The organism is Neobacillus drentensis (genome assembly GCF_021560175.1).
In the GTDB taxonomy this organism is placed as follows: Bacteria; Bacillota; Bacilli; order Bacillales; family Cytobacillaceae; genus Neobacillus; species Neobacillus drentensis_A.
Map to the genome: position 1 here is coordinate 5,950,546 of NZ_CP091110.1, position 23,974 is coordinate 5,974,519.

Annotated in this window: 28 protein-coding genes; 12 read left to right on the plus strand and 16 right to left on the minus strand. The window is 40.4% G+C overall.

What is annotated here, in order from left to right:
- The first annotated feature begins 49 nt into the window (after positions 1–49).
- The 5 genes from gsiB to L1999_RS28080 all read left to right on the plus strand — a co-directional run bounded on the left by gsiB (position 50) and on the right by L1999_RS28080 (position 4,131).
- Positions 50–415 (plus strand): KGG domain-containing protein, encoded by a 366-nt coding sequence (gene gsiB / locus L1999_RS28060; protein ID WP_235744489.1) that lies wholly within the window; start codon positions 50–52, stop codon positions 413–415.
- A gap of 189 nt (positions 416–604) precedes the next feature.
- Entirely contained in the window at positions 605–1,738 is a 1,134-nt protein-coding gene (locus L1999_RS28065; protein WP_235741518.1) for a coiled-coil domain-containing protein, read from the plus strand.
- Positions 1,710–2,402 carry a hypothetical protein gene (locus L1999_RS28070; protein WP_235741519.1) on the plus strand — a complete coding sequence of 231 codons (693 nt, stop codon included), beginning with the start codon at positions 1,710–1,712 and terminating at the stop codon, positions 2,400–2,402. Before L1999_RS28065 ends, L1999_RS28070 begins: the two co-directional genes overlap by 29 nt.
- A 97-nt stretch (positions 2,403–2,499) precedes the next feature.
- Positions 2,500–3,015 carry a type 1 glutamine amidotransferase domain-containing protein gene (locus tag L1999_RS28075; protein ID WP_235744490.1) on the plus strand — a complete coding sequence of 172 codons (516 nt, stop codon included), beginning with the start codon at positions 2,500–2,502 and terminating at the stop codon, positions 3,013–3,015.
- A 192-nt stretch (positions 3,016–3,207) separates the two neighbouring features.
- On the plus strand, positions 3,208–4,131 hold the full coding sequence (locus tag L1999_RS28080; protein WP_235741520.1) for a sensor domain-containing diguanylate cyclase: 924 nt from the start codon (positions 3,208–3,210) through the stop codon (positions 4,129–4,131).
- Positions 4,132–4,254: 123 nt separating this feature from the next.
- Here L1999_RS28080 and L1999_RS28085 read toward each other — a convergent pair whose 3' ends face one another.
- Both L1999_RS28085 and L1999_RS28090 read right to left on the minus strand, forming a co-directional pair.
- Positions 4,255–5,073 (minus strand): class I SAM-dependent methyltransferase, encoded by an 819-nt coding sequence (locus L1999_RS28085; protein ID WP_235741521.1) that lies wholly within the window; start codon positions 5,071–5,073, stop codon positions 4,255–4,257.
- A complete protein-coding gene (locus L1999_RS28090) occupies positions 5,074–5,505 on the minus strand; it encodes a MarR family winged helix-turn-helix transcriptional regulator (RefSeq protein WP_235741522.1) in 432 nt (143 codons plus the stop codon).
- Between the two features lie 385 nt (positions 5,506–5,890).
- On the opposite strand from L1999_RS28090, the gene L1999_RS29735 reads away from it, so the two are divergent.
- Both L1999_RS29735 and L1999_RS28110 read left to right on the plus strand, forming a co-directional pair.
- Positions 5,891–6,859, plus strand: a complete 969-nt coding sequence (locus L1999_RS29735; RefSeq protein ID WP_275677281.1) for a peptidoglycan recognition protein family protein — start codon at positions 5,891–5,893, stop codon at positions 6,857–6,859.
- Positions 6,860–7,136: 277 nt separating this feature from the next.
- Entirely contained in the window at positions 7,137–8,426 is a 1,290-nt protein-coding gene (locus L1999_RS28110) for an NCS2 family permease (protein ID WP_235741523.1), read from the plus strand.
- Between the two features lie 55 nt (positions 8,427–8,481).
- Here the strand turns inward: L1999_RS28110 and L1999_RS28115 are convergent, their stop codons facing one another.
- The 5 genes from L1999_RS28115 to L1999_RS28135 all read right to left on the minus strand — a co-directional run bounded on the left by L1999_RS28115 (position 8,482) and on the right by L1999_RS28135 (position 13,968).
- Positions 8,482–9,411, minus strand: coding sequence for a metal ABC transporter substrate-binding protein (locus tag L1999_RS28115; RefSeq protein WP_235741524.1), 930 nt, complete (start codon positions 9,409–9,411; stop codon positions 8,482–8,484).
- A gap of 270 nt (positions 9,412–9,681) precedes the next feature.
- On the minus strand, positions 9,682–10,326 hold the full coding sequence (locus L1999_RS28120; RefSeq protein ID WP_235741525.1) for a YcnI family copper-binding membrane protein: 645 nt from the start codon (positions 10,324–10,326) through the stop codon (positions 9,682–9,684).
- A gap of 26 nt (positions 10,327–10,352) precedes the next feature.
- Positions 10,353–12,005 (minus strand): copper resistance CopC/CopD family protein, encoded by a 1,653-nt coding sequence (locus L1999_RS28125; protein WP_235741526.1) that lies wholly within the window; start codon positions 12,003–12,005, stop codon positions 10,353–10,355.
- Positions 12,006–12,020: 15 nt separating this feature from the next.
- Positions 12,021–12,590 carry a DeoR family transcriptional regulator gene (locus tag L1999_RS28130; RefSeq protein WP_235741527.1) on the minus strand — a complete coding sequence of 190 codons (570 nt, stop codon included), beginning with the start codon at positions 12,588–12,590 and terminating at the stop codon, positions 12,021–12,023.
- Positions 12,591–12,786: 196 nt separating this feature from the next.
- Positions 12,787–13,968 carry a NupC/NupG family nucleoside CNT transporter gene (locus L1999_RS28135; RefSeq protein WP_235741528.1) on the minus strand — a complete coding sequence of 394 codons (1,182 nt, stop codon included), beginning with the start codon at positions 13,966–13,968 and terminating at the stop codon, positions 12,787–12,789.
- Positions 13,969–14,168: 200 nt separating this feature from the next.
- On the opposite strand from L1999_RS28135, the gene L1999_RS28140 reads away from it, so the two are divergent.
- Positions 14,169–14,930: a TrmB family transcriptional regulator gene (locus tag L1999_RS28140; RefSeq protein WP_235741529.1), complete on the plus strand. Its 762-nt coding sequence runs from the start codon at positions 14,169–14,171 to the stop codon at positions 14,928–14,930.
- A 30-nt stretch (positions 14,931–14,960) separates the two neighbouring features.
- Here L1999_RS28140 and deoD read toward each other — a convergent pair whose 3' ends face one another.
- Positions 14,961–15,665 (minus strand): purine-nucleoside phosphorylase, encoded by a 705-nt coding sequence (gene deoD, locus L1999_RS28145; protein ID WP_215045599.1) that lies wholly within the window; start codon positions 15,663–15,665, stop codon positions 14,961–14,963.
- A gap of 40 nt (positions 15,666–15,705) precedes the next feature.
- Positions 15,706–16,872, minus strand: coding sequence for an MFS transporter (locus L1999_RS28150; RefSeq protein WP_235741530.1), 1,167 nt, complete (start codon positions 16,870–16,872; stop codon positions 15,706–15,708).
- 575 nt (positions 16,873–17,447) lie between these two features.
- On the opposite strand from L1999_RS28150, the gene L1999_RS28155 reads away from it, so the two are divergent.
- Positions 17,448–17,666 carry a spore germination protein gene (locus L1999_RS28155; protein WP_235741531.1) on the plus strand — a complete coding sequence of 73 codons (219 nt, stop codon included), beginning with the start codon at positions 17,448–17,450 and terminating at the stop codon, positions 17,664–17,666.
- Between the two features lie 149 nt (positions 17,667–17,815).
- Here L1999_RS28155 and L1999_RS28160 read toward each other — a convergent pair whose 3' ends face one another.
- Both L1999_RS28160 and L1999_RS28165 read right to left on the minus strand, forming a co-directional pair.
- The gene (locus tag L1999_RS28160) at positions 17,816–19,000 is read right to left on the minus strand and encodes a 3D domain-containing protein (RefSeq protein WP_235741532.1); all 1,185 of its coding nucleotides are present in this window, start codon (positions 18,998–19,000) and stop codon (positions 17,816–17,818) included.
- Positions 19,001–19,209: 209 nt separating this feature from the next.
- Complete coding sequence (locus L1999_RS28165) at positions 19,210–19,632, minus strand: hypothetical protein (protein ID WP_235741533.1); 423 nt, start codon at positions 19,630–19,632, stop codon at positions 19,210–19,212.
- A 217-nt stretch (positions 19,633–19,849) separates the two neighbouring features.
- On the opposite strand from L1999_RS28165, the gene L1999_RS28170 reads away from it, so the two are divergent.
- Complete coding sequence (locus L1999_RS28170; RefSeq protein WP_235741534.1) at positions 19,850–20,263, plus strand: helix-turn-helix domain-containing protein; 414 nt, start codon at positions 19,850–19,852, stop codon at positions 20,261–20,263.
- A gap of 317 nt (positions 20,264–20,580) precedes the next feature.
- Here the strand turns inward: L1999_RS28170 and L1999_RS28175 are convergent, their stop codons facing one another.
- Positions 20,581–20,805 carry a hypothetical protein gene (locus L1999_RS28175; protein ID WP_235741535.1) on the minus strand — a complete coding sequence of 75 codons (225 nt, stop codon included), beginning with the start codon at positions 20,803–20,805 and terminating at the stop codon, positions 20,581–20,583.
- A complete protein-coding gene (locus tag L1999_RS28180) occupies positions 20,792–21,166 on the minus strand; it encodes a single-stranded DNA-binding protein (protein ID WP_235741536.1) in 375 nt (124 codons plus the stop codon). Before L1999_RS28180 ends, L1999_RS28175 begins: the two co-directional genes overlap by 14 nt.
- A gap of 246 nt (positions 21,167–21,412) precedes the next feature.
- Here L1999_RS28180 and L1999_RS28185 point away from each other — a divergent pair, with 246 nt between their 5' ends.
- Together L1999_RS28185 and L1999_RS28190 are read left to right on the plus strand one after the other, a co-directional pair.
- A complete protein-coding gene (locus L1999_RS28185) occupies positions 21,413–21,844 on the plus strand; it encodes a YwpF family protein (protein ID WP_235741537.1) in 432 nt (143 codons plus the stop codon).
- Positions 21,845–22,239: 395 nt separating this feature from the next.
- Positions 22,240–22,500 carry a hypothetical protein gene (locus L1999_RS28190; protein ID WP_235741538.1) on the plus strand — a complete coding sequence of 87 codons (261 nt, stop codon included), beginning with the start codon at positions 22,240–22,242 and terminating at the stop codon, positions 22,498–22,500.
- Positions 22,501–22,533: 33 nt separating this feature from the next.
- On the opposite strand, the gene L1999_RS28195 is transcribed toward L1999_RS28190, so the two are convergent.
- From L1999_RS28195 to L1999_RS28205, 3 genes are all read right to left on the minus strand, one after another.
- Positions 22,534–22,863 carry a hypothetical protein gene (locus L1999_RS28195; RefSeq protein WP_235741539.1) on the minus strand — a complete coding sequence of 110 codons (330 nt, stop codon included), beginning with the start codon at positions 22,861–22,863 and terminating at the stop codon, positions 22,534–22,536.
- Between the two features lie 105 nt (positions 22,864–22,968).
- Positions 22,969–23,403, minus strand: coding sequence for a 3-hydroxyacyl-ACP dehydratase FabZ (gene fabZ / locus L1999_RS28200; RefSeq protein WP_098527832.1), 435 nt, complete (start codon positions 23,401–23,403; stop codon positions 22,969–22,971).
- Between the two features lie 73 nt (positions 23,404–23,476).
- The gene (locus L1999_RS28205) at positions 23,477–23,785 is read right to left on the minus strand and encodes a DNA-directed RNA polymerase subunit beta (protein WP_235741540.1); all 309 of its coding nucleotides are present in this window, start codon (positions 23,783–23,785) and stop codon (positions 23,477–23,479) included.
- Positions 23,786–23,974 lie beyond the last annotated feature (189 nt).

A 23,974-nucleotide genomic window follows, 5' to 3' on the forward strand; every position in this document is an offset into this window, starting at 1 on the left:
TAGGAGGGATTTTATTATGGCAAACAAAGATAATGAAAAAAGAGGAAATATGACACTGGAAGAAGCAGGCCGCAAAGGCGGAGAAGCGACTGCTCGTAACCATGACAAGGAATTCTATCAAGAAATCGGACGGAAAGGCGGAGAAGCCACCTCCGAGAATCATGACAAGGAATTCTATCAAGAAATTGGACGGAAAGGCGGAGAAACTACCGCCGAGAACCATGACAAAGATTTCTATCAAGAAATCGGACGGAAGGGCGGAGAAGCCACCTCCGAGAATCATGACAAAGAATTCTACCAAGAAATCGGACGAAAAGGCGGAGAAGCTACTTCCGAGAACCATGATAAAGAATTTTATCAGGAAATCGGCGAAAAAGGCGGAAACGCCCGTGCGGAACAACGAAATGATGATTAAGACTGATCCATAAGGGGGAGCTTAGCTTCCCCTTTTTTCAATTAGCTGCTCCCACCCCTCTCCTCTCTTCCCGGTAAAAAATCATTTTCCGAATCTTTGAGAAATAATCAGTTGTTTCCCCTTAAAAATGTTAAAATAATCTAGTAATCTGATTTTGATAGATAGAAATGCAGGAGTTGGACGATAAAAATGAATCCTACATTTATTGATTTCCATAAAAAACGATATGAATGGGTGTTGAAGGCGCTAAAGGATTTCTCCGTTCGGTTTAATGAATGGAAAAATGAAGCCCCTTATACAACGGGAATGACCAAATCAGTGGAAGGTCTCGTGAGGATGTTGCAACTACACTTGGAACCTTCCCATGAAACGTCCTTCAACGGTCTTAAGAATTTTTTCCAAGAAGCAGAAAAAGTACGGCAATCTGAGCTAGAAAACGTTGAAAAGCAATTGGAACCCTATCAGTTGTTAATTACCAAACAAACATCGATCCTTGAACATGAAAAAGAGAACGCCCACTTACTAGAGGAACGCTTATTAAACGATATTAATCGCTTTGATCAATTCCAACAGCAGATTGAGCTTAAAAATATGGATTCTGACCACATCTGGGAATTAGTGGATGATATTATTGAGTATACTCCCTATAATAAAAAAGCTAGTGTCATCAATTATGATGTGTCTAGATTACAGAATTGGGCTGAACGAGAGTTAGGAAACTCGCTTTTAACGATCAAACAGAAAGCTAGTGATGCAAACATTGAGCTAGGACAACCCTTAGAGCTTCCGTTCCTGCCTCCTTTACCTGAAATTGAGCAGAAAATTGATGCCTTCTGGTTTAAGACAACCTATGAAAAGGCCTTGTCCACTATGCGTGAACAAGCACATGAATGGCTGACTGAGATGTATCAAAACTATAATCATTTACTAAAGTTAGTCTTAACGGAATTAACTAGGCAAAAAGAACAAGCCATAAAAGAGGTTGAAGCCGGAAAGCTTGAATACCGGACCAAGATTAACTCCCTTGAGAATCAATTAGTCACGTATCAAAAGGAAGAAGCGGAGCTGAAAGCCCGTTATCTGAAGGCCTGCCAATTGTGGGAACAGTTCAGTGACCATGCCTCTCAATTACAAGGCTATTTGATTAAGTACTGGCTGGATTATAAGGAAGAGCTGCAGCAGCATCTCCTGTATGGTCAGACGGAAGACCGCTGGCTTTCCGCCCACTATTTGCAGCTTTTGCGGCAAGACGGTGAAAACATGATCGAATCATTAACCAAAGGAGGCCATGAAGATGGTTACCACAAAACTCCCGACCAATAGTGAATATGAAAAAGCTGTTGAAGAATTAAAGAAGCTGAACGAAGACATTTTTTACGGTGATTTTAAAGAAAAAATGAACTTATTAGAGAGCAGTAACAAGGAGCTCTTGGAAAACGCTGTAACGGTGATTGACACGGCTTCGAACGAAATAGCCGCCTTTACCCGAGATCTCACCGTTTCCGCCGAGAACAACCGGAATTTTTTGAAGCAAAATGAAGCGTATGTTGCCCTTACAAAAGGAGAGTTAGCGAAAGCAGAGGAAAAGCTAGCTGCCCACGTAACAGCTATACAGCAAATGGAAGACCGTCTGGAGCGGCTACAGCAATCGTACAAAGAAATGTTCCATAAACATTCCGAGTCGATTAATACCATTCTGGTCGTTCGCGAAGAAGCACTCATCAACAAAGTCATCTATCAGCTAGAGACCTTAACCCATCAACACCTTGAGCAGCTCGAAGCTTACAAGTCGGAAATCGAATTACTGCGGGAAAAGATGGAATCCATGAGTAAACATCATACGGAGATCCTCCACATCCTCTCCAACCGGATGGCCGGCAAAGATGACTTAAAAAAAATGGAAAAGAAGAGCGCGCAAAAGATGAACATTTTGTTAGCCGTAGTTGTAGTAGAAGCGATCTTGATTGGCATTAAATTTTTCATCTAAACCAAGGCCTTACTTCAAACAGAAGTAAGGCCTTACGTTTCAATCACTGTGATAAAGGGTACTTTAGTATGGAGTCTTAGAAGAGGAGTTGATTGCTATGAGCAAAAAAATTGCTGTGTTAGTAACAGATCATTTCGAGGATTCCGAGTATAGTGAACCGGTACAGGCCTTTAAGGAAAAAGGGCATGAGGTTACCGCCATCGAAATGGAAAAGGGCAAAACGGTAAAAGGAAAACAGGGTGAGAGTGAAGTGGTCATCGACCAAAGTATCGATGAGGTCTCTCCTGAGGACTTCGATGCCCTGTTCATCCCAGGCGGATTTTCTCCGGATATTCTTCGGGCCGACGAGCGGTTTGTCCAATTTGCGAAAGCCTTTATGGATGCTAAAAAGCCGGTTTTCGCCATTTGCCACGGACCTCAGCTGCTGATTACAGCGGAAACGCTTGAGGGGCGCGATGTCACGGGGTACAAGTCGATTCATGTGGATTTAAAGAATGCCGGCGGAAATTTGCATGACAAAGAGGTGGTCGTGTGCCAGAATCAGCTGGTCACGAGCAGGCAGCCGGATGATATCCCGGCCTTTGTCCAAGAATCTTTACGAATATTAGGGTAGAATCATGAAGGTGTCCGATTTTTTGGGCACCTTTTTTTGAGCATATAAGATAATCTCCCCACCTGTTATTTTCGGCGTAGAAATGGTCAAACTGCCCATTTTTCCCTCCCCTTAAGTACAGAAATCATTTTACAAATCTTAGTTACTTTCCATACAATAGACAAGAAAGAATTATACGTACAGGAGATCTCCATGGCTAACCATTTTGACATACTTTCTGCTCATGGGAATGATGGCTATCAGCAATTGATTGAGTTTTTCCCAGAAGCCATCATCATTCACATTGAAGGAATCATCGTTTATACCAATATTGCTGCTCAAAAAATTTTAGGAGCCACTTCAAGCGGGGAATTAATTGGGAAGCCTATCCTGGATATGGTTCATCCAGAGGACCGGGAAAAGGTGCTGTCTGCCATTATAAGGGCATTGCAAAATCCATATGATGCAGGAATCGGAAAAATCTCCCCTGAGATCCGCTATATCGAAGAACGGTTATTAAGAGTCGATGGAGGAATTGTAAAAGTAGAAGCCACGGGGATAGCTATTATCTATGAAGGTAAGCCTGCTATCCTAACGATTGGAAAGGAATTAACACATCCTAACCGCTATGAAAATTTACTTAATGACCTTGCTTATATTGATTCTTTAACAGGATTATATAACCGCCGTTGGTATATGGATGTTTTCCGGAACAGGTTAAGCTCCCATGACTATCAGGAACTTGCTATCTTGTTTATGGACCTAGATGGTTTTAAGAATGTCAATGATACCTATGGACATTTAGCTGGTGATCGCTTCTTGAAAGAAGTGGCTGAAAAAATTAAATTCACGGTTGGGTCAAAGGGTGAGGTGGCTAGATTTGCGGGAGATGAATTCATTATTATTCTCCACTCCCCTGAACACCTTGCCGATCTTATTAATGAAGTGATTAACCAGGTTGTAAATCAGGGCGTGAACCAGCAGCTTCATACGTCTGTCACTGCCAGTATTGGTGTGTCCCTGTATCCGAAAGATAGCGAGAATGCGGAGACTTTATTAATGCAGGCGGATAAAGCTATGTATGTGGCAAAATGTAATGGGAAGAATCAATATTGTTTTTTTCATGAGGAAAGGTAGGGAATATTATAATGGGAATGCTGGGGGATTCGGACATGGCCCCTGCATTTCTTTTTGGGGTCTGAATGCGGCTGGCATTCGGACACCAATCTAAAAGCTCCCACTTAGTCAGTCCGAATTCCTTCATTTTTTCAAAAACCGCAAATGAACAAACTTGAGCATCTTAATCAAATCGACAAGCCGCACCATGAGCCGGGTTCCACTCTCCCACTCCCGGCTAACCGGAATCCCTTTAAAATACGATTCGCACGAAACAACCTTAAGGTTTGGCGACCAGCCTTCTAATACTTTCGGATTGTTAACATAGAAATACATTTTGGCGCCTTTGTTTCCTGTTTTTTCAACAGTCCGGTTAGAAATCTTTACGGCAAACTTCGATTCTGCATCGAAATACATTTCGCCGCCAGGAAACCGTGCTGCCATTTTTCGAAACATTCCTTTAAGCTGATGTTCCTCAAAATAGTAGAAAACCCCGGCCGAGATAAATAGGATGCCATCTTCCTTATTAAAAATAATATCCTCAAACCACGATTCATCAAAAAAGGATTTAGCAATGCTGCTATTCCTTGGGGTATCGGCAATCAGCGTTCGGCGGAAAGCAATCGCATCAGGCAAATCAAGGTTGTACCAGTTAAGCGTGCCATTATCCACTCTGGAAAACGTCGTATCAAGCCCTGCCCCAATGTTCACAATGGTGGCCCGAGGATGTTTCTTAATAAACGCCGTGATCGTATCGTCTATTTTACGAGCCCGAACAATATAGCTGATGCCGCCGTATTCCCCAAATGTCTTTGCAATTTCAGTAAAATCGGCCTCACAGTCGGCAATAATATTAATTGCTTCTTTGTCATACAAGATCTCGGGATTCTTTTCACTAGCTGTTGCCCGGCCCCAAAGAGGGATGAGCATGGTGGCTTGGACGGATTGTAAGTTGATCGTCATTTATCGTTCCTCCATTTTTTTCAGCAGAAAGTTCACTTTATGGAGGGCGTATTGGAGATCGAGCTGCTCTTCGCCAGTTAATTTGGACAGGTCATTGACAAAGTTCTGATAGACCTTTGACCATTTTTCTTGCTGTGTGGTTTTACCCTCTTCTGTTAACTCGATGACAAATGATCTTTTATCGTTCTGATTTTGTTTTCTCGTAATCAGTCCCTGGTCAAATAGTCGTTTAAGCACGTCTGTCATTTGCTGTTTCGGGACATTCAGGCCTTCACTTATTTGTTTTATCGCCAAGGGGTGTTGATACATAAATAAGTACTCGAGGATTTGATTCTGTAAATGCGTTAAGCTGCTAGCTTTTTGATTCAAGCGCTGAAAGCTTTTAAACAAATTCGGGATTAACTCAAGATATTCTTTACTTACCTGCTGCATGGTCGCGGCCTCCTATATAGTAAATGATTATATACTATTTCCAGTTATAATCCACCTTATTTTTATACTTGGTAATAATTTATTTACTATATTGAGATTTCCAGCCCACTCATCCTTACCTCCGTTTAAAATTTTTATACAACCTTAATGATTTGTTCATAGTTTGTTCATCTATCGAGAGTAAGATAAACCTATGAAATTGATTTTACCTCTTTTTCATAAATGACCCCCTTTTAAACATAAATTTTTAGTCCAGCTGACCGTCAGCTGGACCTTTTTTTTGCCCATTTGTCTAAAGCTTCTCGGTGTGGACGCAAAATAGTCATGCACCGCCCACCCAAAATTGCATAGTGTAACATATGTTGATCGAAGGAGTGGAAAACGAATGGCATTTGAGATTCTCACGGCTGACCAGGTAATTCAAAGGCTAAAAGGCCGGAAATACAAATATACGCAAGTGCACCATACCTGGGAACCTAGTCATAATGATTTTAACGGCAAGAACCATCTCCAACTACAACAGGCAATGCGGAATTACCATGTGAACACGCGTGGTTGGGATGACATCGGACAACATGTCACCCTTATGCCAGATGGTTTATTTGTCACTGGAAGGCCTTTTAATGAAACACCTGCAGGAATCGTCGGCTACAACGAAGGCGCCTTTATGACCGAGATGTTAGGGAACTTTGACATCGGTCATGATGTGTTAGAAGGCGCACAGTTGAATTCGATGTTAAGGCTGCAGCATTATCTTGTAACAGCCTGTGGGGCGCAAATCATGTTCCACCGCGAACATGCAAGTAAAACTTGCCCTGGAACATCCATCAATCGAGATGAATTTGTTCGTCAAGCCATCAATTATGATTCCCTTCACCCTACCCTGGTTGCCGCCGCACATACGAACCAACCATCCTCCTCCACATCAAGTCCCCATTTGTTACAATTAGGCGATAATGGGCCAGATGTCAAAAAACTGCAACAGTATCTCATGAAAGCTGGGGAAAGGCTCCCGAAATATGGAGCAGATGGTAATTTTGGCAAAGAAACCGAAGCGGCTGTCCGGTCCTTTCAGACAAAGCATGGGCTTGCTGTCGATGGAATCGTTGGACCGAAGACAAAGGCAAAACTGGAAGCTGTGGCCAGCACATCAAATCGTCCTTACCCTGGTCACATGATCAAAAGGGGCTCCACGGATACCAATAATATAAAACTGATCCAAGCAAGAGTTGGCGTTGCAGCCGATGGTATTTTTGGTCCCAAAACCGAAGCGGCTGTGAAAGCATTCCAAAGAAGCCATGGTTTAGGCGCAGATGGAATTGTCGGCCCGAAAACCTGGGCAGCCATGTTCTAATCAGGGATGAACCGAGATAAGACCTGCTGTGGACAGCTGGTCTTATCTCGGTTCACACAAAAGGTAAATATTAGTAAGCTTCCTTTGCTTAAGTCCAAACCAATCCAGCGGTGTGAGAAATGGTGCCTGTCACCATTTCTCACACCGCTGGATTATTTATGTGTTTGGTCCTCTATCCTAGTCCAATTTGTGTTATAATATCCCTCGGCATAAGTTATATAACTAAATGAACTTTATGCGGGTGGGAGAGGGAAATCGCGAAAGTGTGATTAATATTATGAAGGGAGTATTTAAGCTTAAGCAGCATGAAACAACTATTCGAAAGGAGGTTATTGCAGGGTTAACGTCGTTTTTTTCCATTGTCTATATCCTGGCCGTTAACGCAAAGATTTTGGAAGATGCCGGAATCCCTTTGGAGGCTGGTATCATTGCCACCGTACTTTCTTCGTTTATCGGCTGTTTATTGGTTGCCTTTATCGCCAATGTACCGTTGATTATCGTTCCGGGAATGGGGATTAATGCCTTATTTACGTTCACGATTGTCGGTTCGTTAGGGCTGGATTATCGGGAGGCATTAGGGGCTGTGGTTCTTTCTGGAATTCTGTTTGTGATTGTTGCCTTTACCAACTTACGCAACATCATAACAAGCGCTATTCCCGATTCCTTAAAAGAATCGATTTCAGTTGGAATCGGCCTGTTTATTGCCTTTATTGGTCTGCAAAAAAGTGGAATTGTGGCTGGGAGCCCGACCAATTTTGTGTCCCTTGGTGAGTTATCTTCGCCTGTGGTGCTGGCTTCGATCATTAATCTGATCATTGCTCTATTTCTGTTCTTGAAGAAAGTTCCAGGTAATTTTTTAATCACCATTATCCTTGGCACGATCGTTTCCTATTTCTTTGGACTTGTTCCAATGAATGGGATGGACACTAGCTTTATTTCCTTTGACAGCTATAAGGATGTTTTCCTAAGCAGTCATTTCGGCAAGTGGTCTTTCCTTCCTTTTTGGTCGGCTGTCTTCTCATTGGTGTTAGTGCTCGTCTTTGAAAATATTGGGCTGGTCCATTCTCAAGTGAATGGGATGCTTCAGGCACCTGAAAAGAACGAAAAGTCATTAAAGGCAATCTCTATTTCAACCATTGTCTGCGGGTTATTAGGCACAAGTCCTGCTGTTTCAACGGTTGAAACAGCGGCGGGTATTACGACGGGTGGCAGAACCGGTTTAACCTCTGTTGTAACAGGTTCACTCCTTTTGGTATCGCTATTTTTCATGCCGTTTATTAAATTAGTTCCAGATGCCGCCATCACTCCGATTCTGATCATTATCGGGGGATTGATGATGAAAAATGTGGTAAATATCGATTTCACTGATTTTACTGAAGCATTTCCGGCATTTCTGGTGATCATTATGATTCCATTAACCTATAGTATCGTCGATGGAATTGCTTTCGGATTTATCGCTTATCCGCTTGTAAAAGTTTTTTCTAATAAATCAAAACAGATTACGGTTTCAAGCGTGATTATTTCACTGTTGTTCTTTACTAATTTTCTGCTACATGCGATTAGTTAATAAAAAGAAGACCTCTTCCATACTATGCGTATGTTAGAGGTCTTCTTTTTCTATATCAAAAAATCGATAATTTCAATGCATCCAGATTTTTTTTCATCACACCAATAAAGTCTAATCCTTGTTGTTGCTCCTCTTTCGTTAATCCCTCTAGTGGATTTAATACTTCCGTTTTAGCCCCTATTTCTTTCGCTAACGTTTCCGCCACTTTTGAAGAGGCCATTTCCTCAAAATAAACAACCTTTGTATTTTTCTTTTTTGTTAGTTCGGTTAATTCCGTTAATTTCCCTAATGTTGGTTCAACATCGGGTGATAATCCTGCGATCGGAATTTGGGTTAGTCCATATTGTTTTGCCAAGTATCCAAAGGCGGCATGTTGTGTAACAAATTCTTTTTTCGTGGCTTTATCAATCGTCTGTTTATATAAACTGTCCAAATCAGCCAGCTCTGAATTTAAAGCCGTTGCATTTCTTTGATATTGATCTTTATGACGAGAATCTGCCTGTTCTATAGCCTTGGCAATCGTGTTCACTTCCTGCTGAGCTAAAACGGGAGAAAGCCAGACGTGTGGGTCTTTACCAGTGGTATGCTCGTTCCCTTCCTCTGATTCTAGTGCATTCATCAATTTAATCCCATTGGAAGCTTCGACAACCTGTAAGTTGGAATCATTAATACTTTTTAATACTTTTTCAGTCCAAAGTTCAAAGTATCGGCTATTGTAAATAAAAACATCAGCGTCTTGAATTTTTGCCATATCCTTTGCTGTCGGTTCCCAATCATGTGGTTCTACACCATTTGGTATTAATAATTCTACGTTTGCTGCGTCGCCTGCCACCTTTTTAGAAAAATAGTACATTGGATAAAAAGTCGTGACAATTTGCAGTTTTTTAGATCCATCACTTGCTTTGTCACTTTTCGTTGAAGCTGTGTTTGAGCAGCCACTTACGATTAATAGAAAAATAACTAGTGGGACTAATAGTCTTTTCATGTTCATTTACCTCCAAGGTATTTTATATTCAGGAATTATTACGATTTAAAGTGAATAATTATTTTATATAATGGATGATTAATAGCAATCTACAAATCGTAATTGTTACGAATTACATCTTATAACGTTTATTTATTTATGTCAATCATCAAATTTTAATGAGAGGAATGAACTAGAAGTGCATCTCCATCCTCTCACTCCACCAAATAAATAAACACGATTAAACGAAAAAAAGACCTGTTCACGAAAAAACAGGTCTTTTTGGTTTCATTATTTTTTACGGAAAGCACCGACAAGTGCCACTAGTGAAAGGATAACAGACAAAATCGATAAGATAAGAGGAAGGGAATTAGATTTCGTAGTATCAGCTGTTTTCGCTACTTCTTTTTTACTAGTCTCTTTTGTTGCAGCTTGATCATCATGATGATCATCTGTTGCAGTTCCTGCGATAATTTGTGTGATTGCATGGGGTGTTTTGGCTGATTCGTCACCTGTCCATTCAACAATACTGCCGTCCTTATAATACTGATAAGCATCCCAGGCAATCGCGGTCGCTTGATCAGGGTTTTTAGCGACAAAGGTAAACTGTTGGAATTGACCAGGCAAAATCCCTGCTCCTGTTGCTTCAAATGTAATCGATTTTACCTTTCCACTTGCATCCTTATCAGCCGTATAGTTCCAGCCAGGGACGGGTTGATACGACATAATTTCTACCCCGGCAGGTGCTTTTAACGTAACTTTCGTGGTTGCTATTTCTTTTTCGACAGGAACTTTTACCGTATAGGTTTCCCACGCTCCCGTTGTCGATGTGTTCGGTACGACAGTTACATGTGCGCTTGCAACGCTTGAGAATAAAAATAATCCTAACACGGTTGGTAAAATTACTTTGGAAATTTTTTTCAATGTTTTCTTCATTTCCTTATCTCCTCTATCTTGTATTCTTATTGACTACCAACTAAGACCTTAAAGTCGGTATCAACTGTTTCTAGATCTTTGGTTAGGGCATGAGCATGAACGTTCCAACGTCCTGCCATATTGAAATTCATTCCCTGTGCTTTGTATTTGCCAGCCTGGACTTTTATTAATGTTTTGATATCCTCACCCATATCCATATCTAACGATGTAAATGTAAGCGTGACTTGTTCAATATTCTTCATAGGTCTTCCTTGTTGATCTTTCAAAAATAAGACGAACGTATTTTTCCCAATAATATTAGGGGTTACTTCCAAAGTGATGTAACTTCCATGATTTCCTGTCTTTGCTTCCTTATACGGACCAGGCGAGAGCATGGCAGAAGGCAGATTGGTTAATAAAACCGAAAGTACCAACACAATCAACCCTGTTATCAGCTCTCCCCATAAAGTGGATGGCAATCCTTTTTCCCTGCTTTGTTTTCCTTTTACAAAGTTAACAGCTGCAAATAGTATCATGATTACAAGGAGTAACACCTTACCCGACAGTACTCGACCATAATTAGTAGTTAGGAGCGTTTTCACGTTAGGAATGTACGAAAGACTGCTGATTATCCCTGTTATCGTTAATACAATAACTAATACGATGCCCCATTTTGAAAATCTACGAATGGAATCTACATATTGTTTCTTTGTATCCACATTCCTGCTGAGAGGAATCAACGCGATTAAAGTCATTAAACTCCCAATCCAAATCGAAGCGGATAGTAAATGGAGAAAATCCAACGAAATCGTTAAATACACGTTTGTGGTTGAAGCCGCATGACTAGTAAACGACTTTGACAATAACAATCCTATTCCAAGAATAAAACAAATCCAAATTAAGAAGGGTTTAAACTTTTTCTTTAGTAAGAAATAAGTAAAGATTAAAAGGAAAAACAAACAACCGATTTGGATCATCCACGTTTTCCCAAATTGTGTGTATGATAACATTTCACTTAACACTGGGATACTTAGGGCCTTGTTCCAAGATAAACCAGATTCAATGGTTGCCTGCAGCGGCAAACTCAAACTAATACTCAGGACTAACGTAATAAACGAAAGTTTTATTATTTTACTAAAAGTATGATTAACTTTTCGATCTTGTACCAATTCCTTATTCAGAACAAAAAGGTAAAAGAAGAGTATTCCAACAAAACATGCATTACTTACATATTGAAACCACCGTATCATAATAAGGTCCCATTTAGGCAGATATCCTTTTGATTCATTACGATTGTCAGAATGGTCTTGAGAAGTGTCGCCATTTCCGATTTGAAAGGGAATGACTCCTTCAACTGGATGCCCATCACTGGATACGACCCTCCATTGGACGCTGTATGTACCATCAGGAAGATTTTCATCCAGACTGCTTTCAATAATGGAAGGGTTTTTGGGATCAATTCCCCCATTCTTCTGGTCCATCCGCTTCCCTTCTGAATCAAAGACCTCAATGGAATGGAAAGACGGCTGGATCGTCTCATCAAACTGAATCATTACCTTCTGTGGTGCTTGATTGACTATTTCGTTCTCATAAGGGGTTGATTTAATGATGTAAGCATGAGCAGAGGCAAATGAAGGATATATAAATAAAAAGAGATATAGGACAGCAATAACTAGACTGCCATTTCTAATCCATTTCAATCAAGCACTTCCTCTCTATTTAGAGCACCCACAGTCTGTCTCCCCATTCATTCTTCTTGCAATCTCTTGCACTGCTTCATCAAAGCGAAGAATGGTTCCGCCAAAGCCTTTTTGAAATTGCTCTGCGGTTTTTAATAAATCAAATGTTAATACCTGAGGCTGGCAGCAGTTTACGTTAAAATCAGTGTTAAATAAAAAGTACGCTAATTTTGCACTGATGGTTGTATTCTGAAGGAAGTCACGGCAAATGATTTGGGAAACATTTTTTTCAATATCTTTATATCTTAATAATCCACAATGAGGGCAGCATAATTGCTCCACTGTTTGTTGAGTGGTGATGATTTGGACGGGTTGCCGATTATTCAATTCCTTTAAACAATATGTACAAGCATTGGGCGAAATAGTTGAAACTAAAGAAACTCCACCTGATGTTTTATTAATCTTATTTTCCTCTAATAGCGGCTTTATATCCCGATATACCGTCATTTCAGAAACATTTAAACGCCTGCTGATTTCAGCTATCGAAAGTGTTCCTTCCTCTTTCAACCAGGTTACTAATTGTTTTTGCCTTTCAATTGGTAACATGACTACACCTCCGTATCCTCTAGCAAATGACTCCTCACCATTACAATATGATAGTTTTTTACTATAAACAAGTTAGAAACGTGAACTTTTTGTGAAAATTTAACTTTAAAATCACACATTTCCACAAAAAAACTTCCCTTCCCTCATAAAAAGAAGACCTCTTAAATACAATGCGTATTATAGAGGTCTTCTTTTTCTATAAAACGATACTTACAATCACTGCTGATAAAACACTCACTAATGTAGCGCCATACAATAACTTTAACCCAAAACGAGCGACTGTATTTCCCTGCTTTTCATGTAAGCTTTTGACGGCCCCGGCAACAATTCCAATGGAAGAGAAGTTTGCAAACGAGACAAGGAATACGGAAATAATCCCCAATGTCCGTGAACTAAAGCTAGCTTGTATTTTTGTTAAATCCATCATCGCTACAAACTCATTCGTGACCAGCTTGGTTGCCATAATTCCGCCCGCCCGAACTGATTCTGAAAATGGGACACCCATGATAAAGGCAAGCGGCGAAAAAACATATCCTAAAATTTCTTGGAATGAAATCCCGAAGATCAGATCAAATACGTCATTAATTCCAGCCATTAACGCCACAAAACCAATTAACATCGCCCCAACAATGATGGCTACCTTAAAGCCATCGATAATATATTCCCCTAGCATTTCAAAGAAGCTTTGTTTTTCCACCTCTTGAATCACCAGTATATCCTCACTAGGATCCACTAAATAGGGGTTAATGATCGAGGTGATGATAAACCCACCAAATAAATTAATGACTAGTGCGGTGACCACATATTTCGGTTCAATCATGGTCATATAGGCTCCGACAATGGACATGGAGACGGTCGACATGGCCGAGGCACACAGCGTATATAAACGGTTCGCAGGCAGCAGGCCCAGCTGTTTCTTCACCGTGATAAACACTTCCGATTGACCAACGATAGCCGAAGCTACGGCGTTATATGATTCCAGTTTTCCCATCCCGTTCACCTTGCTTAAAGCGAGACCAATCGCTTTCATAATGAAAGGAAGAATTTTTAAATACTGAAAAATACCAATTAAGACGGAAATGAACACAATCGGAAGCAATACCGTTAGAAAGAACGGCGCTTCTCCTTTATTGGCAAGCCCGCCAAATACAAACGAGATGCCGCTGGCCGCGTACTCTAATAATTTAGTAAACACTTCAGCAAACCCTCTGATTAAAACCAAACCAAAGGTTGTATTTAATAATAACGCAGCCAAAATCACTTGAATCACAATCATAAGGAAGATTTGCTTCCATTTAATCTGTTTCCGATTATTGCTGGCCAGATACGCTAGTCCAAAAACGACTGCCAATCCAATAATGGCAATGATGTACTTCATAGTCGAGTTCCTCCATACTGTCTTTCTTTTCTGAATTCGCTTACAATTATAAGGGATAATTTTTTAACAACGGTTTATTACTATACCAGTAGTAACTATTCTTGTAAAGACGGATCAGTCATAAGAAATATTTTACAACCGTTGTTTTATCCCCTATGATTACTTTAGTGTTTCCAATTTTTTAAAAAGAGGTCAGAATAATGCTTAGAAAGTTTGGATTTTCTCAATATGAAAGCCAGGTATATGAAGTTCTGGCGTCTTCGAGTGAGCCGTTGGATGCCACACTCATTGTTAAATATTCCGGCGTTCCCAAGGCAAAGATTTATGAAGTGCTGACGCGGATGGTTGAAAAAGGTCTCGTGTTAGACTCTGTTTCCGAAAAGAAAAAACTCTATACCGCTCTGCCTTTAAATCTTGTGATTGAAAAATTAACCAAGGAATTTGAAGAAAATATAAGTCAATTGAAAAACAATACCTATCAAAACAACCGTTCGGATGATCGCGTCTGGAGTCTAAAGATGGATTCTTCGATTCAACTCCAATGCAAACAGCTTCTTCAAGAAGCGAAGCATTCGATTCAAATTTCCGTTTGGAAAGAAGATTTCCAAGCATTTTTGCCTATTTTAATCGAAAAAGAACAATCTGGCGTAAAAGTTGAGGCGCTTGTTGTCGGGGATGTCCAAGCATCAACTTTATCCTCCCTGCATATCCTGTCGCCTAATGAAGAACACCGCAGATTAGAGAAAAACCGCCTCATCATCATTGATGAAGAGACGATTTTGTTTGCTGGTGTTGAAAACGATGCTTGGCAGGCGATGCTGACAAAATCAAAGCCATTTGTGAAGTTTTTTGTTGAGTTTTTCTACCATGATGTCGTCTTAACAAAAGTGACAAAAAAATATGAAGATCAGTTAATGAAGGATGAAGAATTTAAACATCTTTTGTTACGGTTGCGGTATTAAGAAAGGCAGAGGGGGCATTTCCCCTGCCTTTTATTTTGTGAGCGTTTCTAGCGCAATAACCACCATATCATTAAAGGTTGTCTGCCTTTCCTCCGCTGTGGTATCTTCCCCGGTAAAAATATGATCGCTGACAGTGAGAATAGAAAGTGCAGAAACGCCATACTTGGCAGCCAAGGTATACAATGCTGTTGTTTCCATCTCCACTGCCAATACCCCGTAATCTCCCAACTTCTTGACGATCTCCATGCTGTCACGATAAAACAGGTCAGCCGATAACACGTTGCCCGCCTTAATGTCCATGCCCCTTTGAGTACCATTTTCAAAAGCTTTGGTTAACATTTTAAAATCTGCACATGGTGCATAATCAATCCCAGGGAAATTTTGACGGTTGATACTTGAATCCGTAGATGAAGTCATGGCAAGAATGACATCACGGACATGAATATCCTTTTGAATGGCACCACAGGAGCCGACCCGAATTAAGTTTTTCACCCCATAATCGCGGATTAATTCATTTACATAAATCGAAATGGAAGGGATCCCCATCCCTGTTCCTTGAACGGAAACTCGTTTCCCTTTATACATTCCTGTAAATCCAAGCATACCGCGAACCTCATTGTAGCAATGGACCTCTTCTAAAAAGGTCTCAGCGATATACTTCGCCCTTAATGGATCTCCAGGTAATAGAATATTTTCGGCAATTTCACCTTGTTTTGCATTAATATGAACACTCATTTGATCATGATTACAAAGTCTGTAATCATGTTCACCTCCTTTATATTTGCTCTGCCTCTCTATTTCTCACATTTCCTCGTGTAATCGAAAAAATGGCGCATAGTAAAGCGATGAAGACAAAAATCCCGCCAATAGAGGCGTTATATAAAACGGAATAATGATTGATCACCATCCCGCCAATCACGGATCCTAAAGCAATTCCAACATGCAGTGCTGAATTATTTAAACTTTGTTGAATATCAGATGTCTCCGGTGAGGTCTCAATTAAATAGTTTTGCTGCGCAGGTGTAATCGCCCAGCTTAACATACTCCACACCATCATCACGATGACAAACAGGATGATAGAAAAAGTAACTTTTGGCAGGACAAACATCACCAGGCAAAAGGTCACCACAATCGTCAAAATACTTTTCTTGGAGCCCCACTTATCCGCCATAAAGCCGCCTAGTCCCCCGCCAAAGACAGCAGAAATACCAAAGATAAAATAAAAGAAACTCACCCATGTTGAATCTAGATGTAAGGTTGTTTTTAGAAATGGCGTCAGATAAGCATACAATGTTAAATGACCTGTTAAAAACAAGACTGACGTTAGTTGAGCAAACAATATTTTTGAATTTTTTAAGGTTTTTAATTGCTTGCCAAGCGAGATTACCGGTTTGGGTTCGATTTTTCCCAGAAAAAAATAAACTCCAATCATCGAAATAAGTGTAAGGATCGCAATGAACAGAAATGGCGAACGCCAGCCGAAGTGATTCCCTACAATAAGTCCCGCCGGTACGCCTAATACTAAGGAACCGCTGATTCCCATAAAAATAACCCCAATCGCTCGGGCACGAAATTCTTCTTTTACCATACTAGAACCAATCGTTACACAAAGTACTACTAATAATGATCCACTCGCAGCCGAGATCATTCTTGATAGGAAAAGGACAAGAAAGTTGGGACTTAAAAAGGCCACAAGATTTCCCACTAAAAACAGGCTTAGTGTGATAAGCGCTAATCGTTTCCTCTCAACCTTTGCGGTTAACGTTAACAGGACAGGTGATGAAATCGCAAAAACAAGTGAATAGATGGTGATTAGTTCACCGGCTTTACTTACGGAAACGCCTAATCCGCTTGAAACAATATCTAAGATACCGCCGACAATTAATTCCGCCATCCCTACTACAAAAGACACAATAGCTAATATATATACTCTAAAATTCAACAGTCTAACCTGCCTTTCAGTGAAGTGCTCATTTGGTTACTACCACAATAGTAACCTCATACGCAGGTCTAATGCAAGGATTTTTTTTATGGAAAGTAGAATGCCTTTGTTATTATTGTAGGTTTGAGAATTCTGCGGCGGAGAATTTCCGGCTAATGTATAAGGAGGAAGCTTAGGAAGCCGGTATAAGCGGAGATATTCCGGTTAACTGCTCTAAATAAGGCAAAATTCAATCATTTGGATAAAATAAACGGAATAACTCCCTTTATTTTTAAGGAAATGTTGGTATTTTCTAATTTAAACGGAATTTTGCCGTTTATTTTTCAAAACACAATGATATCTATATTCCGTGAGCAAAAACGATCCATATTAATGGAAAAAAAAACGAAAAAACCCTAACGGAAAGTTAAGGTTTAAATTCTAAGCTATATAAGAACATCTTTAAACTATTCAAAAATATGGTTTAGAAAAGAGCCTTCTTCTACATAGTTCAGCCTCTTTCGAAAATTAGTAGGTCTTTGGACAATCATTCTTGATCGTACATAATAGGATGAAATTAGGACGGTGATGATCAAATGAGCTTCTTCATCAATATCACAAATTTTATTGTGGACAGCCTTTCGAATAATGCCAACATTAATTATGGACCGACTTATCAAAATAGTCATACCGCTAATTCAACCATTATTGGCAGTGCCATTAATATTGGAGATAACGGCACGATCATTTCTAAAAGTATCAATAAAGGGAATCAAACCACGATTCCTAAGGAAAGTAACAGCGAGGAAAACTAAATCACTGTTATTATGGTGTTAGTACCACAAATGGTGACAGGCACCAAAAAGGGCGCCAAAAAAAAAGAGACCTAACCGTTTTATTGGTTAGGTCTCTTTTAAAGTTAATAAATTGTAATCTAATTCTAGTAGTCTCGCTTAAATGGCGTTTAATTTAAGATGACAAGTTTTACAGTTTTTCTTCCAAAAGCAAGGGCTGCTGCTTTATTTGGCATTAATACATCGATTCTGTGGCCCTTAATGGCGCCGCCTGTGTCACCAGCAATCGCTACACCATAGCCCTCAACCCAAACTCTGCTTCCAAGCGGAATAACCGATGGATCTACCGCAATGATTTTCATATTTGGATTTGCCCGAACATTTTGCCCCGTAGTTGTAATTCCGGAACAGCCAGCGCAATCGGCCGTATACGCTGTTGCCGTTACATACATTTCTTTACCTTCTGCAGCGACTTGTGAAGTTCCGTTACCTTGCGAAGCTGGCTTATTTGCTACTGGCACAGCGATCGGTCTAGCTGTAGCTGCACGCGCTCTTGCTGCAGCTGCTGCGGCGGCCGCACGTGCCTTCGCTTCTTCCTGCTCCCTTTGTATCGCAGCTTGAAGGTTCTTCATTTGTGACTCGATCCCAGCTTTCTCTTGCTGAGCCATTGCCACTTGTTGAGAAACTTGTGCATATTTCTGTTGCATTACGGTTAATGTTTGTTGTCTTTTTTGCATATTTTGGTCAAGCGCCGCTTGCTGATCTGCAAGCGCTTTCTGATCTTCTTCTAACACTTTCTCTTGCTGATCAATTACTGCTTTATCTTTCTCAATCTGCTTCAGATCCTCTTGTTGCGCTATCAAAATATCCTTGTCTGCATCAATTAATTCAGAAGCAGCACTAGCACGCTGGATGAACTCTGTAATACTGTCAGATTCGAAGAATAGGTTAATAATTAAATTAACGTTGCTGTTTTGCTGCATCGCTACTGCCCGCTTTTTCATTACTTCTTGCCGGGCAAGCATTTTATCCTCAATCGCAACAATCTCTTCTTTTTTCTCTTCAATTAACTTATTCGTTGCGTCGATTTTTTCCTGTGTAGCTGCCATTTCATCTCTGTTGTTGGCAATTTCATCGGAAATGGATTTTAATTCATTTTGAATATCTTCTATATCTTTATTAACCGCTTGTTGTTCTTGTACTTTTTGTTCTACTACTTGTTGCTTCTGCTCGAGTTGAGCTTGTGCATTATGTAGTGCCTCAGTGTTTGTTTGTGCATATGTAACCATTGATCCCGATACACATAACATAGTTGTAAGTAACACGAGAATTATACGCTTTCTTGTCGTTTGCATACTTTTCTCCCTCCTTATTAACTATATTTATACCAGACTAATGTAACAGTTTTGTTACAAACACAATAAAAGTGTATCACAATTTGTCTTATTTAATGAGAAAGTGTCTTTTCTGTGGCATAACAGTGTCAGTTCTTGGACAGCCTGGCTAATTATTCTACTATTATAGATTAATATAGTGTTAATACCATTTATGGTGACAGGCACCACTAACTGCGGCTTACTTCTAGCTTCTTTTCTACGGCGAGGATTCGTTGTTTTTTCTTTCTTTGTGACCGCTTTTTGCGGTAGGGAGAGGTGCCTAAAAAGGTAACTTTGTCTGCTACCCTTACAATAAAGTTGGTAAACACCTCTAAAACTTCTTCTTCTGAAAGAATTTCACCGGTTTTGGTTATTTGCAAGGAACTTTGTTGATAGGAGAGTGCGATTTGGTAATTTTGAATATGGATTAAAAGGTTTGCCTGTTCCACTAGGGGGATGGACTGATAGGATTCGCTCAATGATGGTGGGAAAGCTGGGAATGACTTGTCTGATAATAAGAAAGCATCGTAAAGGCTTGGTTTTCTCGTAATTCGTATTTCCTGACTGCTGATCATTTCTCCAATAAACATCAATATCGTAATGTTATCCAAACACAAAACCTCCAGTAATGACAATAATTTACATCAAAGTTTATTATTCGACAATAATAACAGCAACTCCTGTTTAGTAACCTCCAAAAAGCACAAAATTTCCCCATTTGTGCATGATTTTCACAGCAACAAATGTGCACAACCTTCACATTCCGGCTTTTCCATCTTTTAAACCGTTAAGTTAAAAACATGAATTGTTCTTACGGCGGTGAAAGAGATGGCTTTATCAGAAAAATTAAGAGAACTGCGTGATAAGCAAAACTGGTCGCAAGAAACACTTGCGGATATGATGAAGATGCACCGGTCCACGATTAGTCGTTACGAAACTGGAAAAGCGATTCCCAACTACCAGACAGTCATACGGTTTGCGGAGATTTATAAGGTGGACAAGGAGTATCTTGTGGATGAGCTCAACCAGCTGCTTCCAAATGTGGAGGCACCAGGCTTTGTATTAAAGGAAAAACTCGAAGATCCGGATGTGGGTCTGATTTTTCAGCTGATGCAGGATGAGCCTGAATTAAAAAAGGCACTGATTGAGCTGCACCTAATGCCCCCTAAACGCAGAAGTTTCTATTCCGACACGATTACAACGTTCATAAAGGTAAATAAAAGGCATAAAGACAAAATGTAACACCAAGAAGCCGCTGACATTAGATCAGCGGCTTCTTTTTAAAAAAACAGGGGGGTTTTTCTACTAGTTTACCCTCCGCGCTGATATCTATACATTTATTATTCTGAAAAGTCGCTTTTCCATAAAAAAAACAGCATCTGTCATGATGCCGTAAAATGAGGAAACGATCGGGGAAATGATTGATTTTTTATATGAATGGAAATAACAATAGCGGAAATCACCTGTCTAGCCATGGATAACAGTCATGTCGTGCACAAGCTGGTCAGTTTATCTAATAATTCTCGCTCTGGCCTGAGCCGCGAAGGGATAAACCTATTTCAAAGATGTAAAGGGAATTTGTCAGTAGAATGATGGTGATGATGTGGGTAGATTTCTAAGGGGTCGCTTTCCTTTACGACAATCTGCTGCTCCCGAATCAGCGATTCCAGCTGACGTACCCGGACCTGCAGGCTGTCGACATTTTTATTGGCTTTTCCAACCATTTTAATTAAACTTTCAAGCAGCTGCTCCAAACTGCCCTGGTCATCCTCATGATATCCCAACGGCGGTTTCCTCCTTTCTTTGCTCTGGTACAACATCGTGCGGCTTGGGACTTAGAAAACGAATCGTTTCTGCCACTACCTCGGTGACATACACCTTTTTCCCCTCCTTATTGTCGTAATTGCGCGATTGAAGTCTGCCGGTAATGCCCACCACCGTTCCTTTTCGACAATATTGGCAAGTGTTTTCGGCTGCCTTCCGCCAAAGCGTACACGGCACAAAATCTGTCTCAATCTCGCCATTATGATTACGAAACGGTCGATTTACCGCCAGGGAAATATGCGTCACAGCCGTTCCTTCCGTTGTCTTTTTCAACTCTGGATCCCGGGTCAACCGGCCAACTAGTGTGACTTGATTAATCATACTTTCATCTCCTTCACCATTTGATGGTTTTATCATAGCGTTAGTGTTACACTGTTGTAAAATGGCGATAAAATGATTATTATGGTTGTTTTTGTTTCTATTTTCATTTATCTCCCCTGTTTATGTCATTGACCCTCCCCTTTTTCCCCGATAAACCAGATTAACCAAGTTTCGACAAAAAGTTTTCGACATTCGCTTTTGCCCGACATATGCTATAATTAGGAAAAAAATAAATAGGAGGTAGCGATGAAATCTTTTAAGTTATACTCATTGGATGTAGTTGGTGATGGAAACTCAATGGAAATCCCATTAGTGGATGGCTTGATTCTGAACAAAGAAGATGAACACTCCACGTGGCTGCTTGAGGCTTATACGAACCTGTCCCTCTATGATTATTTTAAAAAAATCTCTGAAGAGGACCGTGACATTATTTTGGAAGCGGTTATCACCAAGAAGGAGAACGCCCCTGCCTATTTTCAAACTAAGATCTGCTCGCTCATTCGATTCGAAGAACATATAAGTGTCCTATTCCAAGGCCAAATGCGCCGCAATAAGAGTGATTATTCTGAGTTATTGCTCGACAGCCTCATTGAAAAGGGGTTCAAAGGACCTGATCTATTAAAAGAATTTAAAGAAAAAATGCAAAGTAAACCTAAAATTAAAGTGAAGCATACTTAAAACCAGCTACTGGCTGGTTTTTTATTTTTATGTAAGTTTGTGTTAAAGATTATAGTTGAATTTTTAGCACGTTGATTGGAGCGGAAGGCGGCGAAGACTCCTCGAAAATGCTATCGCATTTCCTTCGTGCGTGGGCGGATTCGAGGATGCAAATTCAAAGTCCTGCGGGAGTACGGGCAATGGGAGACCCTACAGGCGCAAGTGCGCCGAGGAGGCTCCAGCACGCCCGCGGAAAGCGAAGCCGCCTGGAGCGGAAATCAACATTCAAGATTAACATAGCCTTATGTAAAAGAAATCCACACTTTCATAAAGCAACCTATATTTGTAAATTTTTGTTGCCTTTTGGGCTATTTCTAAGTGATACTAAAATTAGGAGGCGAAAGGGGGAAATTTTTTTGGAAAGTCTTATTGGGTTTATTATTAGTTTAGCATTTGCCATTTTTTTATTTATTGATGCACCAAAGCACAATAAAAGCCGCTGGTTGTGGGCCATATTAGGATTTATCTTCGGACCGATAGCGTTGGGGATTTATTTTATTAAAACCGGCCGTAAGGTGGCAGGCTGGATCATTACGATATTAGCCATTCTTGTCTATGTTGTGATTATTGTCCTGATTACTTTAGCTGCGGCACTAATGGTCAACGGATTTTCTTGAGGAAAAGGACAGGCAGCACGCCTGTCCCTTTTTTTATCGATCTCTGTTGTCTCTGTCATTTCGATCAATGTCATCCTCAATGATTTCTTCTGGCTTCGTGTTCATATCTTTTGCAGGGTCTTTATCAGTGTCAGTGTTTGTATCATTTTTATAGTCGTTTACGTCATCGTCGTCGATATTATTGTTGTCGATCAGATTATCGTTGTTGTCATCCCTTAGATTGTTATCGGCAGGATTTTGGATATCGTTCCGAATGTTGTTATCGGAGATTGGCGCATTTTTATCATCATTGTTGTTACAGCCGACTAAAACTACCCCAGACAAGATAGAACCAATGAGTAATTGAAAAAGCTTTTTCGTCAAAGTAAGGTCCCCTTTCGCAATTGTTTTGCCTTCTTAGGGTACCCTCAAGCCGATTACTTTTATCCCAAAAAAACGACTGAGTTTATCTCAGCCGTTCTTACAAACCTATTCTTTTTTCTCTCCAAGCGCAAACGTGATTTCTGCTTCGCAGGCAATTTCGCCGTCAACAGTCGCAACCGCTTTTCCCCTGCCAATCGGTCCACGCAGACGCGTCATTTCCACTTCAAGGCGAAGCTGGTCGCCAGGCTTAACTTGCTTTTTAAAACGGCAATTGTCTATGCCTGCAAAAAAGGCTAAGCGCCCGCGGTTTTCCTCTTTTTTCAACATGGCAACAGCCCCGACCTGTGCGAGTGCTTCGACAATGAGGACGCCAGGCATAACAGGGTAATCAGGAAAGTGGCCGTTGAAGAACTCTTCATTGGCTGAAACATTTTTTATGCCAACCGCTCTTTTTCCCTCTTCCACTTCTAAAATACGGTCAACGAGTAAGAATGGATAGCGGTGCGGTATAATCTCTTTAATTTGTTCAATATCCAACATACTTAGTACCTCCTCCTAGTAACTGATTCCATTCTACTATATAGAAATAGGAAGGGCAATTACTCCCTTCCTGTTATTCCTTATCGACTAGATCTATAATATGCGTCCAGGTTGATTCTTTAAATACATCTCCCACATTTCCGCCGCCGAGCACCCCGTATCCAACCGTTGCTCCCGCCATCACGCAGATGAGGATACTGGCCAATAAAAGAACGAGACGAAGCCAGATCGGAATCAAACGGGTCCGGACTCGTTTATCGTTCTTAGGCGCTGGTGCAGCTTCTGTCTTTTTGGGTTTTTCCGCTTTCGTTTGTTCCACTGCCTCTTGTTTCGCCTTTTTATATTCTTCTCTCGTACTGGCTTGTCCATTATTTCCTGTCATTCGTTAATTCCCCTTTAACCAAATTCGGCACCTTTCACGAATTCGACGAGTTAATACATATTATATCCGATTCAATATCTCTATTATAAAAAATTATTCCTAAATACTCATTAATTTTTTTTTGGAAGCTTGGGGACGGTTCTTTTGCTTCCTTCGGGAAGCAAGAGAACCGTCCCTATGTTTTTTCCC

Bases quoted from the DNA above. Each gene is read 5' to 3' on its own strand.
- L1999_RS29735 (WP_275677281.1), top strand. From the start codon at position 5,891: ATGGCATTTGAGATTCTCACGGCTGACCAGGTAATTCAAAGGCTAAAA.
- L1999_RS28090 (WP_235741522.1), bottom strand. From the start codon at position 5,505: ATGCAGCAGGTAAGTAAAGAATATCTTGAGTTAATCCCGAATTTGTTT.
- L1999_RS28120 (WP_235741525.1), bottom strand. From the start codon at position 10,326: ATGAAGAAAACATTGAAAAAAATTTCCAAAGTAATTTTACCAACCGTG.
- L1999_RS28080 (WP_235741520.1), top strand. From the start codon at position 3,208: ATGGCTAACCATTTTGACATACTTTCTGCTCATGGGAATGATGGCTAT.
- L1999_RS28130 (WP_235741527.1), bottom strand. From the start codon at position 12,590: ATGTTACCAATTGAAAGGCAAAAACAATTAGTAACCTGGTTGAAAGAG.
- L1999_RS28070 (WP_235741519.1), top strand. From the start codon at position 1,710: ATGGTTACCACAAAACTCCCGACCAATAGTGAATATGAAAAAGCTGTT.
- L1999_RS28140 (WP_235741529.1), top strand. From the start codon at position 14,169: ATGCTTAGAAAGTTTGGATTTTCTCAATATGAAAGCCAGGTATATGAA.
- L1999_RS28075 (WP_235744490.1), top strand. From the start codon at position 2,500: ATGAGCAAAAAAATTGCTGTGTTAGTAACAGATCATTTCGAGGATTCC.
- gsiB (WP_235744489.1), top strand. From the start codon at position 50: ATGACACTGGAAGAAGCAGGCCGCAAAGGCGGAGAAGCGACTGCTCGT.
- L1999_RS28065 (WP_235741518.1), top strand. From the start codon at position 605: ATGAATCCTACATTTATTGATTTCCATAAAAAACGATATGAATGGGTG.
- L1999_RS28185 (WP_235741537.1), top strand. From the start codon at position 21,413: ATGAAATCTTTTAAGTTATACTCATTGGATGTAGTTGGTGATGGAAAC.
- L1999_RS28135 (WP_235741528.1), bottom strand. From the start codon at position 13,968: ATGAAGTACATCATTGCCATTATTGGATTGGCAGTCGTTTTTGGACTA.
- L1999_RS28115 (WP_235741524.1), bottom strand. From the start codon at position 9,411: ATGAAAAGACTATTAGTCCCACTAGTTATTTTTCTATTAATCGTAAGT.
- L1999_RS28205 (WP_235741540.1), bottom strand. From the start codon at position 23,785: ATGACAGGAAATAATGGACAAGCCAGTACGAGAGAAGAATATAAAAAG.
- L1999_RS28170 (WP_235741534.1), top strand. From the start codon at position 19,850: ATGGCTTTATCAGAAAAATTAAGAGAACTGCGTGATAAGCAAAACTGG.
- L1999_RS28155 (WP_235741531.1), top strand. From the start codon at position 17,448: ATGAGCTTCTTCATCAATATCACAAATTTTATTGTGGACAGCCTTTCG.
- L1999_RS28110 (WP_235741523.1), top strand. From the start codon at position 7,137: ATGAAGGGAGTATTTAAGCTTAAGCAGCATGAAACAACTATTCGAAAG.
- fabZ (WP_098527832.1), bottom strand. From the start codon at position 23,403: ATGTTGGATATTGAACAAATTAAAGAGATTATACCGCACCGCTATCCA.
- L1999_RS28160 (WP_235741532.1), bottom strand. From the start codon at position 19,000: ATGCAAACGACAAGAAAGCGTATAATTCTCGTGTTACTTACAACTATG.
- deoD (WP_215045599.1), bottom strand. From the start codon at position 15,665: ATGAGTGTTCATATTAATGCAAAACAAGGTGAAATTGCCGAAAATATT.
- L1999_RS28180 (WP_235741536.1), bottom strand. From the start codon at position 21,166: ATGATTAATCAAGTCACACTAGTTGGCCGGTTGACCCGGGATCCAGAG.
- L1999_RS28085 (WP_235741521.1), bottom strand. From the start codon at position 5,073: ATGACGATCAACTTACAATCCGTCCAAGCCACCATGCTCATCCCTCTT.